Here is a 15,380-nt window from a genome sequence, read left to right as displayed (position 1 = left end):
TTGCCGAGAGACCATATGGGGTTTCGCTGTCGTGGTTTCCGCAGTGGATCGTCGAGTGCCCGAGAGGCTTGGGGTGATCGGCTCCGGTAACGGTTGGTGTTGATCGACGATCATCACGTGTGTAGGTCACGGGCCGTAGTCAGGCCATCGGGTGACTGGGGAGAGGTGCGTGTTGGAGGAAGCGTCGGTCGCGGCGGCGGCGGATGACGTGGCGTTGGAGGCGACAGTCACCGGCGCCGCACACAGTGCGGCCTCCCCGCACGCCCAGCGGCTGGCCACCCACGCCTTGGCCTACCTGCGCGACCACCCTGAGGTCAGCGTCGATGAGCTGCTCACGGCCGTCATGCGCCGCTTCCCCGGCCAACGCCGCGAGCGCTTGGCCGGGCTGCTCGACGAGGCCGTGGCCGCCGGTCTTCTCCACCACGACAGTCTCGGAAGAATCAGCGCACCCAACCCCGGTCCGGCCGTCAACGACACCGCCCGCGGTGCGGCTGCTCCTGCCTCGACAGCAGACACCGCGGCCCAGTTCGGGCTCGGCGATCCCGCCGAGGAGCCGCCCACCGGTGCATTCGGCGTCGTCGGGCGCATCGTGCGCGCCGTCGTCGTCGACCTCGAGTCCGTCGTGCAGACCACCACCAGCGACCCGTACACCGACAAGCGGATCTACCAGATCGGCGCCGTCCGGCTCAGCAACGACAGCGCCTGGGTAGCCGAGCAGCCGCGGTTCAGCGCCTACGTCGAACTTCCCGACGACACCTGGGTCATCCGCTCCAAGCGCGTCCGCGAAGCGCACGCCGCGGCGGCCGTCAGCCCGAGGCGTGCGCTGGAGGACTTGCACGCCTACACCGACGGCACCGACCTGATCGTCACCTACAACGGCACCCAGGCCGACTTCCCGCTGCTGAGCGCCACTGCCGCGCGCGAGGACATGCCCGACCTGCGGGGCTCCTACGTCGACGCCTTCTACCTCACCCTCGCCTTCTACCCGACCGCCACCCGGCACGCGCTCGCACCCCTGGCCGACGACCTGGGCATCGACCGCCGCGGGCTGGGCTGGCACGACGCGGTCGACGACAGCGAACTGCTCGCCCGCGTCCTGCGACACTGCGCACAGACGTTCGTGGCGCTGCCCGCCGACCGTCAGGACCTGCTCGCCAGCCTGACCGCCGACTCCCTCGCCTGGACCCTGGTGCGCTCACTCGCCGCCGGGCACGTCGGCGCTCCGCCGGACGAGCTGCTAGGCGACGAGCGCGTCCACACCGTCGCGGAGGTCGCCGGGATCCTGCACTCCGGCCTGGCCGGGCACCTCCCGCGACGTAGCCCCACCGGAGCGGTCGGACGCTCTGCGGTCACGGTCAACACGAGCCTGCGTGGAACCGACGGCAAGGTCGACGTCACCGCCCTCGCCCGGGCCGTCCGTCCTGGTGCCGCGCTGCGCCAACCGCAGACTCAGATGACCCAGCAGATGCATACCTGGGCAGACCAGGCCAGCTCCGGCCTGGTCGAGGCACCCACCGGCACCGGCAAGAGCTTCGCCGTGCTCGCCGTCGCCCTGGACTGGCTCGCCGGCGCCCCCGACCGCACCGCGATCATCACCACCGCCACCAAGCATCTGCAGGCGCAAATGGCTGCCGACGTCACGCGCCTCGAAGCGGCCATCCCCGGGCTGCTCCGCGCCTCCGACGTCGTCAAGGGCAAGGCCAACCGGCTGTCGCTGCGCGCGCTGACCCTGGCGCTGACCGACGCCACCGCGCTGCTCGCCGCGCCGACCGTCCCGCGGCGCAGCCGCAGCGCCGGTCGCAACCACTTCCTTGAGCGCGTCATCTTCCGCGAGCTGCTCGCCTACCTGACGCTGCGCTTGATCGCCTCCACCACCGTCGAGCAATCCTGGACCGCGCACTCGGTCGATCCGGTCGACGTACCGCTGTTCTTCACCGGTTACAGCAACAACGCCGTCAGCATCTGGCTCGAATCGCTGTCCCAGGCCACCAGCGGCGAGTACGAAGCGGTCGCCCCCACACCGCTGGCCGCCCACACCGATGGAGTCCGGGAGGCCCTGCTCGGGCATCGACTCATCCTGGCCAACCACGCACTGCTGCTCGCCCACCTCGACGAGTTGTCCGACCTCGGCCCGGACACCCTGCTCATCCTGGACGAGGCCCACCAGCTTGAAGACAGCGCCACCAGTGCCCTGACCGCCACGCTGGACTACCGCCTGGTAGAAGACCTATACAGCGAGCTCGACAGCTGGACCCGCGATGCTCGGCCGGGCGCCGAACGCGACCAGGTCTCCGAAGGAGTGCGCAACCTCGGCCTGCTGCTCGACCACGAGGCGCTCCCCAAGGTCAGCGGGCAGGTGTTCGACGCGCGCGGCACCGGCGTCGGCACCCTCGTCGGTGCGCGCACCGTCACCCTGGCCAGCCCCTACAGCGGCGCCTGCGGCACCGGACAGGTCCGCTACCTGATGGGCCAGCTTCTGCGCCTATCGGGCATGTGCGACGTGCTCGTCGGCACCCTGTCGGCCTACCGCGGCACGCACGCCACCACCATGGGCTTCTACGACCTCGAACGTCTCGATGCCCTCGTCGTCGGTGCTGCAGAGGTCAGCGCCACCGCGCAGAGGATCGTCGCGGACACCGACGACGCCCTCGGCCTGCCCACCCCCGGCCCCGGCCCGGACGGCGGACCCGGCATGGACGACAACGACGACAGCACCGGCACCGAACCCGACGCCGCAGCGGACGACCTGAGCGGTGACACCGACGAGACGCTGCCGCTCGACCCCATCAGCGAACCCGACCCCGACATGGCCGAAGACCTCACCGGCACGGGCGACGGCGACCCGATCGACCACGCCGGGACCGGCGACGGGGCGGTTCCGGCGTTGGGTGCGTTGCCGCCCGGCACCACCAACCAGGTCGTGTTCGCCGAGGAGGTCGAAGCGCTGCGCGCCGAGCTGCGCCGCTACCGCTTCCGCATCAGCACCAGCCCGATAGAACTGCCCGCCGACAGCACCTGGCAGCAGTTCCTGGCCACCTTCAACCGCACCTACTACGTGTCCGCCACGCTGCGCGTCGCCGCGCAGTGGACCTTCATCCGGACTCGGCTCGGGCTGCGCAGCACAGTCCCGACGCTGCACCTGCCGACACCGTTCGACATGAGGAACCAGGCCGAGCTCGTCTGCTTGGCCGATTTCCCCTCCTGGGCCGAGCAGAGCGACGGCGCCATGCGCACGGTCGCCCATCAGCTCACCGGCTACACCCGAGAGCTGATCCAGCCGGTCCTGGACGAGGACGACGAACCCGAGGACTACAACGCCCGCGGCGGTTACCGCGGCGGCGCGATGGTTCTCACGACCGCCAAGAGCACAGCCGCGGGCATCAGCCAGTACCTGTCCGAGAGCCTGCGACGCGACGGCGACACCACCCCCGTGCACAGCGCCGTCCTCCTCGGCAACCCCCGCGCCGTGCGGCAATTCGACAGCCACACCGACGGCGGCGGCATCCTGGTCGGCACCAAGGGCCTCTGGCAAGGCGTCGACATCGCCGACCCCGACCGGCTGCGTCTGGTCTGGATCAACAAGCTGCCGTTCGCACCGTTCGCCGCCCCGGTGATCGAGGCGCGCCGCGCCGCCGTCTTCGCCCGTGCCGACGCCGCCCACGCCGAAGATCCCGACGCGGTTGCCACCGAGACGTACTACCTGCCGCTGGCCGCGCTCCATCTGCGGCAGGCCGTCGGCAGGCTCATCCGCTCCGAGCAGCACCGCGGCGTCGTCATCATCAGCGACCGCAAGCTCGCCGGACACACCGCCCTGCGACGCGCCTATCGCAAGACGTTCCTGGGCAGCCTCGATGCCGACCTGCTGCGCACCGACCCGCTGACCGGTGAGCGTGCCGGCGGCAATGTCATGTCGATGGCCAAGGCCTGGGCGCGTATCTGGGACTTCTATGCCCGCAACGGCCTGCTCGACCCAGCCCGCGCCAGCGAGCTGTCCACGCCGCAGGCGCTGCTCGAGCACACCGTCCTGCCACAGACCCTGCGCATCCGTGAACTCACGCTGACCGTCGAGGACGTCGCGCGGCACCGGGCACGCGGAACGCTGGTTGACGAGGTACTCAAGCGGTGCGCCCAGGTCGGTGGGTTGCTCAAGCTGTCCGACACCCCCACCGAACTCAAGAACTCCCAGCAGGCTGTCATCACCGCTGTTGCCGAGGGCCGCAACGCCCTCGGACTGCTACCGACCGGCTTCGGCAAGAGCTACTGCTTCCAGCTGCCCGCGCTCGTGCTGCCCGGCGTCACCCTGATCATCAGCCCCCTCGTCGCGCTCATGCACGACCAGGCGCTCGAGCTCAACGCCAGCATCGGCGGCGCGGTCCGCGCTCTGGTGGCTCCGCTGCGGGAGAGCAGCAGTCGCGCGGGCAAGACCGAGATCGCCGACCAGCTGCTCGGCCGCGTCGACCACCACATCAAGCTCATCTACGCCAGCCCCGAACGCTTGGGACAACGGCGCTTCCGCCAGATCGTCGCCGAAGCGGTCCGCACGGGCGTGATCAGCCGCATAGTCATCGACGAGGCGCACACAGTCGTGCAGTGGGACGACTTCCGCCCGTCGATGCGCCGCGCCGCGCAGTTCCTGGCCCGACTGCGTGCCGACCACGGGCTGACCATCACCGCGCTGACCGCGACCGCCAACCGCACCGTCCACACCGGGCTGCGCAGCCAAGTGTTCGGCCTCGATGCCGACATCCCGGCGGTCAGGAGTGCCGAGGCACTCGCCGAAGCCAGTGCGGCCGGGCCGACCGGACTGGTTACCGTCCGGGAGAACCCGATTCGGCCTGAGCTGGCGCTGTTCCGCCGCTCCATCAGCCCCGCCGGGCCAGCCGTCAACGCCGGACTAGCGGAAGAGGTTGTCGACCACATAGCGGACCACGCGATCTTCTACTGCCTTACCGTGCGAGACGTCGTCGCGCTGCACGCCCACCTGCGCGACTACGTCGGTGACGGCAACGTGCGAGTCCGGCGCTTCCACGGCCGGCTCACCGAGGCCGAGAAGCATGCCGTCATGACCGAGTTCCGCGAGGCCCCCCGGCGCGGAGACGAAGGGTTCGCACCGATGCTCATCGTTGCGACCAGCGCCTTCGGGCTCGGCATCAACCGGCCCGACATCCGCACCGTCTTCTGCGTCAGCACCCCCACTGACCTGTCCCAGCTGTACCAGCAGGTCGGTCGTGCCGGGCGCGACGTCGCCGGATCCGCCACCACTGACAGGTCGCCAGTCGACGGCACCGCAGCGAGTACCCCAGGAGTAGCCCCGACGCCGCCGGCGAACGTCGGGCTTGCGCTGCTTACCCCGCGCGGGCTGCGCACCGCCCGCTTCATGACCACCAGCGACCTGCCCCCGCCGCTGCTCGCCCGGATGGGAGAGGCTGTCTTGGCCATCCACAGCGGCGTCCTGGACGCCAGCACCATCGCCGACCGGCTCATCGCCGAAGACGTCGACGCCTGCAGGCTCAGTCGCGATGACGCCGCCAAGTCGCGCACCAGTGAGCAATACACCTCCGGCGTCGTGCGCGCGTTCTCCGCCCTGTCAGCGCTGGACGTCGTCGACGACCTCGGCGACTTCCCGCCGCTGTGCGCTATCAAACCCGGCGAGCTGCGCGGCAACGGCGACCGGGATACCGACCCGACCGAGCAGGCCGTCGTCGATGCGATCCTGGCGCTGCCGGGCCGCAGCGACGACCGCGCCGGCCTGCACCGGGCCCGGTTGCACGTCCCGAGCCTGCACCGGCACCTGAGCGCGACCGTCGAGCACTACGCCGACCTGGCCGACGACCCGCCCAGCACGTGGCAGCTGCTGGCAGATCTGCACGACCGAGGCGAGCTCGATGTATCCGCAGCACCCAGCCGCAAGCTCGTCACCGGCATCGCGGTACACACTCGGACGCTGCCTGCCGGGTACGCTGGCGCGCTGGCAGGCAAGGCAGCGCGTGCCGCCGAGGAGATCCGGCTCCTGCGCGACTTCTTCACCGACCGCAACACCTGCGCCAACCAGAAGTTCGCCGACTACTTCGGCGTCGACACCCTGCCCGACGGGTGTTGCAGCACCGCCGCGAACCGATGCTCCGCCTGCTGGGACAATGACACCACCATTCCCGTCGGGCAGAAGCCACCCGCGGTTGGTGACGCGCTCAACATGCCCAAGCCGCGGCTGGCTGGCGCCCGCACCGACAGCGGCGTCCGGCGAAAGCGCCTCGACGAGCAGGTGTACCGGCTGGTCTGGGCCGACTACCGCGGCGTCCACGCGCGCGACGTGTGCCGGGCACTGCGCGGCGAGGACTCCTATTACCACCCGACACGTCGACGTCGGGTCCGCCTGCGCCACAACCTAGTCGTGTCCCGCTACTTCGGCGCCCAGCACATGGTCAAGCTCGACCAGGTCGAGGACAGCCTCGCCCGGCTCGAAGCCGACGGTCGCGTGGTGCCGCTCGGATACGGCAAGTGGCGCGAGCGCGGGCACGCCGACCGGGCCGCCGCCGTGGCCGCTCGCGCCGCCACACCGGTTCCCGCCGGGACTGCGCCATGACCCCCACCACCCGCCCGGATGCTGTCGCACAGCGGCAGCTCGCACCGCCCGTCCCCGAACAGGGGCGCTCCGCCGCAGCCCGCCCGTGGCGCCCGTACGCCGACGGTCCGCTGCTGACACCGGCGATGGCGTTGGGGCCCGAGCACGTCCCGCCGGGCCAGATGCAGGCGATGCGCCGTTACCTCGGCGCGCTCGTCGCCATCCGAAACACCCCGGTCCACGTCAACGTCGCCTTCAACGCCTGCTACTTCGGGTACGACCTGACCACCGGCTACGCCGGCGCCGCAATGGACCCGGCCAGCTTCCCCACCGTCGCGCTCGGCCAGACGATCGACGCGCTGCCCGTTGGGGCTCTGATCAACGTGGCGTCCGGCGGCGACCCCATCTGGGCAGAAGTCGTCTACAAGGAAGGCGCCCACCCCTCGCTCGAGGACGACGGCGCCGTGCCGTCCTGGCTGTCCGGAGCACCTGCGGGTGCGACCGGGCCGGCGCAGACCGAGCTGCACAGCCAGCCGGTCCTGCACGAGCGGCTCGTGCTCGACCTCGACGTCTTCGGGCTCGCGCCGACCGCCGCGCAGATCGCCCGTCTCACCAGACGCGGCCGGTTCGACGAGTTCGGCCACCTGCTCGTCGGCTCCCGCTACGCCACCGTCGAACTCGCCGAGCTCGACGACACCGGCTTCTACCGGCACTACCTGCTCAGCGCTGGCCGCGACCTGCTGTTCAACACCGCCGCACCCACGCCTCTGCCGCTGCTGCTCACCGAGGACGCAGGACCCGAACATCACCAGGCAGCGCTCGAGGGGCTGTTCGCGACCGTGACCGCCGCGCTCCGCGAACTCGACACCGTCCGCATCTGGCAGTCCTATGCCGTCTCCCGAGCCGGACTGTCCGCCCGGCTACGCAGTGGCGACGCGCTGGGCGCGGACGACATCGCCTCCCTGGCTAGCGCCACCGCGCGCAGCGCGCTTCCCGACCAGAGCCGCAGGCTTGGCGCGGCCCGGCAGGTGACCTACACAGCCCTCGGGTCGAGGCTGCGCTGCGTCAACGGCAGCGCCATCCCGATGCACGGAGCCGGATACGCCAACACGGTCCTGCACGCCAACCTCATCTTCGCCGACTACCTGCGCGGCGACGCCGAGGACGGACTGCTGTTCGACCGGGTGCACCTGCGCTTGGACGACTCCTGGCAAGGAGGTGGGATCTGGCGGGCCGAAGCACCCGGCAGCGCTCATGCGCTGCTCGACCCGACCATACCCCGCGGCTTCGGCTGGGCGGAGACGCTCGCCCCGCCCGCACCACCTGCCGCTGTCGAGCCGCCCACTCCCGAGCCGGAACCGGAGGACGAGCTCGCCGTCAGCGACTCGCAGATCAGCTGGACCGTCGCGCTGCGCGCCGAACACATCGACACCGGAGTGCTCGCGCTGCCGCGGCCTGCCGCGCACATGCTGGTCGGCGACCGGCGTGACGGCACTTGCATGCGCCTGCTGCTCAACCACGACGGCCACCAGCTCGATGTCACCGACGCCACCCAGATGGCTACCGCCGACCTGCACGGCTCCCCCGCGGTGCTGTCCGGTGTGTCCTGGCCGATGGACTTCTTCCCCGGCATCCTGCTCACCGTCACCTGGCCGCGCAACACCGCCACGCTGCGGATCACCAGCACGCTGTTGGACATGCCCGTCACCATCGACGACGAGCTCGACATCGAGCACTGCTACGACCCGCGTATCGTCACTCGGGACGCCCTCGACCGGACCAGCGGCGCCAGCGCCACACTGGCGCAGCGCGTCCTTCGCGCCGTTCGGCGCCTCGGCCTGCTCGAACCCGACGGCGTCGCCCGCCTGGCACGGGATCATCTGGCCCAGCAGGTGTACGGCAGCAGCACCGAGCAAACCGAGCGGGCCATTGACGTGGTCGTCGCGCAGCTGCGGGAACGCGGAACACTCACCCAGGTCACCGGTTCGCGTACCGCCGGGGGAATCGCGTTCCCGGCCGTCGCCGGACAGCCGGTCGTGCCGCTGCTCTGCTACACACCCACCGTCGTCGCCGGACCGACGCGGCCGCGCAGGTTCACACGGCTGGACGCGCGGTTCGTCGGCACACACGCCGTCACAGGCTTCCTGCGCCGCATCGAGCACTTGGGGCACAGCGCAAGCCCGCACGCCCGTGCCGCCTACCGCGAATACCGGGCGCGGCACGGGTTGGCCGGTCCGGCCGAGCTGCCCGAGGGCTGGACGTTCGTACGCCCACACGAACGCGGGAGCTGAGTCCCGACGCGAGCCGATCGCGACACGCGGCCGCACTCCGGGTCCCGTGGCGGGGACAGAACGCCCTGGTTGACCGCGAGCCGCACACCTGTGCGAACTCTTTTCCAGCTCACCCACTGCCGACAGCGAACCACCGAGGAGATTCATGGCGCGCGCCCGATCAGACTGCCGCGACGACGCGTACGCCGGCTACATCGTCCGGGCGTCCATCCGCGACACCGACGACGAGCTCCGCACGGCGCTCGAGCAGCTGGCCGACGCGCTGAACACGATCGACCGGCCGATCAGCGACGTCATCGAGGCGCTGACCACCCGGGACGTCCTCAATGCCCTGTCAACCTTGCCGATCCGCGCCCGTCAGCCCGCTCTAGAGCCGCTCGGCATCCATCTGGCCCCCAAGTCGCTGTCGCAGGGGCTGTGCCGCGACGTCGTTGGCAGGCTGCGGCGCGCCGAGGAAGCCACCGCTCGGCACGCGGCGTTCCATCTGACCTCCGGAACGCTCTACAAAAGACTGTGCACCCTCGCTGTGCGATCCACCGCCACCGCGGGCGAACCGGATGAGCGCAGCTCGGACCAGGACAGCGACGAGCTTGAAAGCCGCTGGACACCCGTCCTACTGCGCTTGGCGCTGTGGTCCGCCGTCGCCCAAGACGTGAGGTCAGCCCGCGTGTGGGCTTGGGCGGTCGAACAGCCCTGGTTCGTCCACGGCGCGATCGACACCTCCACCGCCGCGAAGATCCGTACAGCAGCCGAGCGGGTCATCGCCCACTCCGCTCCCCTTGAGGGCCACGGCGACCAGCCCGTCGCCCCGGTCGATTCGCCCAGCCAGCCAGCCGAAGCGCCGGAGGACAGCAAAATCCAGCCCAATTCCCACACCTTGCCGGAGAGCACGCCCGCGGCCGCCACCCGCACCCTCCGCCCCACGGACCCGCAGGCCTCACCCACAGCAGCTCCGGACGCTCCGGCCGCCGCCGAGCAGGCCCTGCAGGCCGCCCGAGAGTGCTTCGCACTGGCCGTCGCCTCCGCCGAGCACATCCTGGCCGACCTACGGGCAGGCCGTGGCCCCGGCGACGACGACGTCTTCGCCGTCCGCGCCGCCCAAAGCACCTACAGCCACGCCTGTTCCGCCGTCCGGGAGGCAGGCGCGGAGGACCCGCCTGCCGCGTCCGACGACCGGCCGACGCTGGATGAGATCGCCCAGATGCTGGCTGTGCGCACCACGCGGGACGCCGACGCGCCGCTGCGCCAGAGCGTCGCCGCGGCAGCGGACATCACCAGCGACGCCCCTGGCATCTCCGAGCATGTCGCCCAGCTGAGGAAGCTCTCCGCGGAACTGCTGGCGTCGAACAACTGGACTGACGCTCAGCGAGCGTTGGCGCTCGCGATCGCGGCACTGGTCGACCTGGTCCGCGACCCGCAGGCCGCGCCGGAGACCTGTCTGGAGCTGCAGGCCCGCATCAGCGGAGCAGTGGCCTCGCTACCCGCTCTCGCCGTGCTCGGAATGCTTGCGGGCCGGCTGACGTTCGAAGCGCCCTCCAGTGGCACGGATCCGTCAACCGAGCAGGACCCGCAGCCGCCCACCGGGCAGGAGCCGACGGCTGTCGCCGCACCACCGCCGCCCGCGACCGTTGCGCTGACGCAGCGGACTCCCGCCGCTGATGTCATCACCGACACGACCAACGCCGGCGGGCGGACCGAAACCTCGGAGTCCGACCAGGCCACGGTCGCGGCAACCGACCCATCTGCCCGGGCCCTGGGCAAGTCCCCCAGCACCGCCACTCCGGCCGCGCCCGCGGAATCCGGGTCGACCACGACCACCGCGCGGACCAGCGGAGTCCCGAAACAACCCGGCTCGCTGCTCGCCAGTGCACCGACCGGCCCGCACACCGCTGCTGAGCGCGGCGCAGAGCAGAGCGACACCGGTCAGAGCAGTGCCGAGCAGCACGTGCCCACCCCCGCTGACGTCGAGCGGGCCGTCACCGAACTGGTGGCCACCTGCCGCTACGGTCTGGCCTCCCACCTGGCTGCCCGAGCCAAGTGGGATGACACCCGCGTCCTCACCTTCCGGATGGCCGGGTTGGCCCAAGCGGTCCGCACCGACACCGGCCCCTGCGGCGCCCTGCTGCGCCAAGAGTTGGCCGACCTGGACAGCAACCAGGTCGCTGAGGACAACGTCAGTCTGCTCATCGCCGTCAGCAGCCTCGTGCGCGTCGCGCTCGTAACCGGCGAGCCCACGGCGGGCGCGCTGCTCGGCGAGCTCAGCAGCCGACTCGACCCGCACTTGGCGAACATCGCCGACGAGATCGGCAGGCGCGCGCTGCGCGGCGTCCTGAACGCCACCCCAGCCCGCAACGTCCTAGCCGACGTCAGTGACGCCGAGCGGGACCTCAAGTTCATCGTCGACCAGGCAGGCACAGCCCGGCGGTCCCGGACAATGCGCTTCAAGCGGGGCAGCGACATCGCCAAGCGCTGGCTCGACAGCAACGGCGTTCTGGGGCGGCTGCTGGACATCGTCGTCGCCAACGACTCCGGCCGCCTCGTCGAGGTGCGGAGCGAGGTACAGCAACTGTCCGACCCCTCGGTCCGCGAGCGGCACATCGACGAGCTCGACGCCTACTTCCGCGGGCACAGCGGCAAGCCGATCGAAGGAGCTGGACGACAGGACCTGCACGCGCTGATCCTTGAGACGCTGCGGCTCGTCCGCGGCTGGATCGAGTTGACCGGCGCCCTGACCCGCACCGGCCGCGACGAGTGGACCACTGGAGAGGTCGCCGACATGCGCAGCGCGGTGCTCGCCCAGCGCGACGCCGCCCTGCTCGCTCTGCAGGCGCAGACCAAGGCCGCCGACCCGCTGCTGGGTGCCGCCGCCCAGGCCGCACACGCCAGCCTGCGGCGCACCTTCACCATGCTCGACGGCATCGAGCCACTGGAGGCGGGCGAGCCACAGGTCACGGTCGCGCTGGACCTCGAGCTGCTCAAGGCCGACGACGTCGTCGTCACCGCCGACCGCACCCTCGAGCTGCGCGGCACCGACCCGCTTCCCGCGCTCATCACCGCTGTCACACGCGACTGGACCGAAGCGTTCGCGCTGCAGCTGCAGCGCGAGAACTACCCCGCCGCGCAGTACCTGCTCGAGATGCAGGACAGCGGCGTCCTGGCCGACGACGCCCTCGGCGATGACGCCCGCGGCCGCTACACCACGGCGCTGGAGCGCAGCAGCGCCGAGTTGACCGCCGAACGCAACACCGTCGACGCCGACCTGCGTCGCGCCCGCCGCAGCAACGTCGTCACCGAGGAAGCGGACGGCGAGCTCACCGCACTGCTGGCCAGCGCCAACCCGAACCGCGGCGGCAACCTCGGCCAGGTCCGCACCACCCTCGCCAAGATCAGCAGCCTGCTGCCCGCCTACCGTGAACAAGCCGCGCAGCGCCTGCGCGACCGGCTCGCCGCGCTGAACATCGACGCCGAGGAGCGGGCCCGCATCAGCGACCCGATCGAGAAGGGTGACCTGCTCACCGCCGAGGAGCTGCTGTACTTCCAGGACGTCGGCGAGCCCGTCCCTCGTACTGACCACAGCAGGCGCGACCTGCGCGCGTTCTTCCCCGCCATCCCGGACGCGCTGCCGCAGGGCATCACCACCGAGCTGGTCACCGCCGTCCGCGAGCGGACGAGTTGCGCGGGCAGCGACGTGCTCGACTACAGCCACCTGTCGCCTGACGCCGCCGAGCAGATCGCCGAGGCGCTCGGCGCCTGGCGCCAAGCCGCGACCGCGCCGGTGACGGTTAGGCGCAACTTCACCGAACGCGACCTGCTGCTGCCCGCGATCCGCCTCATGGGCTACGAATGCTCCAAGACCCGGCGCCTGGACGACATGCCCAGGAGCAACGAGCGCCGGTTCATCGAGATCACCGACGTCCGGCCCAACAGGGATGCGCAGATCCCTGCGTTCGGGAGCAAGCTCGGCGGAAGACTGCGCGTCCTGCTCGTGTGGGGCCAGCCCACCGAGGACGTGCTGATGACCTACGCCGACCACGACCAGTCCGGCGACAGACTGCTCATCGCGCACTTCGGCACCATGAGTGCCGCGGCGCGGGCGAAGTTCGCCGCCCGCGTCGAGCGCACCGGCGGTCCCGTAGCGATACTCGACGACGCCGCCTTGGCCTACCTCGCCGCCCGCGGCAACCGCCAGCTCGGCGTGGCCATGTCGATCCTGATGCCGTTCGCCGCCGTCAACCCCTACATCCGGATGAAGCGCGGCGCGGTCGCCGAGGAGATGTTCTACGGACGCGACCTCGAGCGCGTGCAGGTCATCGACCCCGACGGCACGCAGGTGCTCTACGGCGGCCGCGGTCTGGGCAAGTCCGCGCTGCTGCGCTACGCCGCTGAGAAGTTCGAGTCCTCCGCCGAGATCGGACAGCGCATCGCGATCTACCTGAGCCTGGACTCGGTCGCCGCCGGTGCCGCGTTCAGCAAGGACGCGCTGTGGGTCGGGCTGCGCAACGAGCTGATCAAGCGCGAGGTGTTGCCCGTCCCGACCCGCAAGGCCAAGAACACCGGCAACGTCTACGACCAGGTCCGCGCCGGGATGCTCGACTGGCGCAACAAGGACAGCCGCAACCGGCTGCTTATCCTGCTCGACGAGTCCGACCAGTTCTTCGAGGCCGACGCACCTGCGTTCCTGGACACCAAGCGGCTGCGCGATATCGGCGTTGTCACCGACAACAACATCAAGGTCGTGTTCGCCGGCCTCCACTCGGTGCAGCGGTATGCCAAGAGCGCCCGCAACGGCCCGTTCAGCCACCTCGCGCAGCGCCCCACCGTCATTGGGCCGCTGCGCCCGCAGTTCGCCGCAGACCTGCTGACCGTTCCGCTGGGCGTGCTCGGCTACGAGTTCGCCGACGACAACCTCGTCAACCGAGTCCTGGGCTACTGCTCCTACCAGCCGTTCCTACTGCAGATGTTCGGCCACCGGCTGGTCGAGGCGTTGCACGCCAAGCGGCGCGACGGCCTGGCAGGCGACCAGCCGCCGTACGTCATCACCGACGACGACGTCGCCGCGGTCGAGCGCAACCGCGACCTGCGCGCCGACATCACCTCGGCGTTCCAGGACACCTTGAACCTGGACCCCAGGTACAACGTCATCGCCAACGTACTGGCCGACCACGCGTTCCGGTTCGGCTTCGACGCCCGCCTGCAGGACGCGGACTTGCGCGAGGAGTGCCTGAGCTGGTGGCGCGCGGGCTTCGAGTCGCTCGACAGCGAGAGCTTCCGCGCCTACCTCAACGAGATGGACGGCCTCGGGGTCGTCGCGCCGAACACCGACGGGCGCGGGTGGCGGCTGCGCAGCCCGAACGTGCTGAACATGATCGGCAACCGCTCCGAGGTCGAGCGGCAACTGCTCATGGCCGAGTCCGAGTCGGTGCCCGAGTCGTTCCTAGCACTGGAGGGCAGGCCGCAGTTGTCCGACGGCAGCAGCGCGCCGCTGACCGCCGCGCAGCTCGACGACATGCTCGGCGACCACAGCACGCACGTCCGCGTCGTCGTCGGGTCGCGCGCCACCGGATTGCACCGGGTCGACGAGGCGCTGCGTGAGATCACCAGCAAGGCAGGCGACTTCGACATCCCGCCGATCAGCGGCAGACGCTCGTTCGAGGAGGAGCTGCGCGGTGGACGGGCCGGACGGCGACGAGTCATCATCGCTGACCTGACCAGTGTCCGACCGCAGGCGTCGGCGCGCCTCGAGGCGCTCGACCTGGCGCGCACCCGCGTGCCAACCGGGGCGGGCGTCACCCGCGCGGCGGTCCTGATCTCCAGCCCGGAGCAGGCCGAGCTGTGGGACAGCGCCTTCGAGCACGGCGTCGCCATCGCGCTACGCCGCTACGACGAGCAGACGCTGCGGGTCTGGACGATCACGCGGCAGATGTTCAGCCACGACGAGCGTCTGCGGCGGCTGTGGGACCTCACCGGCGGCTGGCCGACGCTCGTCGAGCGCGCGGCCACCCTCGCCGACAGCGACGGCGCGCAGGAGCCCACTGCCTTGGACGAGCTCGAGGCGTATGTCAACAGCTCGACCGGTCACAGCGATCTGCTCGACGGTGTCGGTCTCACCCACGACCCCGACCTGGAGCGCGCCTACGCCTCGATCGTCGCGCTCGTCGACGACCAGAAGGTCAGCCGGGCCGACCTCCAGGTCGCCACCGACATGGACGGCTCCGCCCGAGCGGTCGTTGAACGGCTGCTGGCGCTGCAGGTGTTCGACACGCACAGCGACGGCTCGTACAGCGTCGAGCCTCGCCTACTCGCTGCCTGGCAGGCATCGCAGACCTGATCGGGTGACGCATCCGGGCCGATACGGCCACAGCAGCCCCGACCCCGACGGTCGGGGCTGCCGGCTTCGTGAGGTCTGATGCAGACCTTCGATCAATTTCCGCTGAAAGAACTCGAAAGGACGATCCGCGGACTTGTCGGATAGGCGCGTTACCTCAAGATCACGTCAGAGAAGCCGCGCCTGCCCGGGCTCTCCGCCA

Annotated in this window: 3 protein-coding genes; all 3 read left to right on the top strand. The window is 70.6% G+C overall.

Annotation, left to right across the window (positions count from 1 at the left end):
* Window positions 1-169: 169 nt before the first annotated feature.
* The 3 genes from CLV40_RS16390 (at window position 170) to CLV40_RS16380 (ending at window position 15,181) form a co-directional block, all read left to right on the top strand.
* Window positions 170-6,583: a DEAD/DEAH box helicase gene (locus CLV40_RS16390; RefSeq protein ID WP_104479800.1), complete on the top strand. Its 6,414-nt coding sequence runs from the start codon at window positions 170-172 to the stop codon at window positions 6,581-6,583.
* Entirely contained in the window at window positions 6,580-8,853 is a 2,274-nt protein-coding gene (locus tag CLV40_RS16385) for a hypothetical protein (RefSeq protein ID WP_146108062.1), read from the top strand. The genes CLV40_RS16390 and CLV40_RS16385 overlap by 4 nt, the downstream gene beginning before the upstream one ends.
* Window positions 8,854-8,998: 145 nt before the next feature.
* Window positions 8,999-15,181 (top strand): hypothetical protein, encoded by a 6,183-nt coding sequence (locus tag CLV40_RS16380; protein WP_104479798.1) that lies wholly within the window; start codon window positions 8,999-9,001, stop codon window positions 15,179-15,181.
* The last annotated feature ends 199 nt before the right edge of the window (window positions 15,182-15,380 follow it).

Origin of the sequence: Actinokineospora auranticolor, assembly GCF_002934265.1 — a bacterium.
Taxonomy (GTDB): Bacteria; Actinomycetota; Actinomycetes; order Mycobacteriales; family Pseudonocardiaceae; genus Actinokineospora; species Actinokineospora auranticolor.
This window is presented reverse-complemented; position numbering and strand designations above follow the sequence as displayed.

What these genes read in the sequence shown, in the direction of transcription:
- CLV40_RS16385 (WP_146108062.1), top strand. Translation starts at nt 6,580, where the DNA reads ATGACCCCCACCACCCGCCCGGATGCTGTCGCACAGCGGCAGCTCGCA.
- CLV40_RS16380 (WP_104479798.1), top strand. Translation starts at nt 8,999, where the DNA reads ATGGCGCGCGCCCGATCAGACTGCCGCGACGACGCGTACGCCGGCTAC.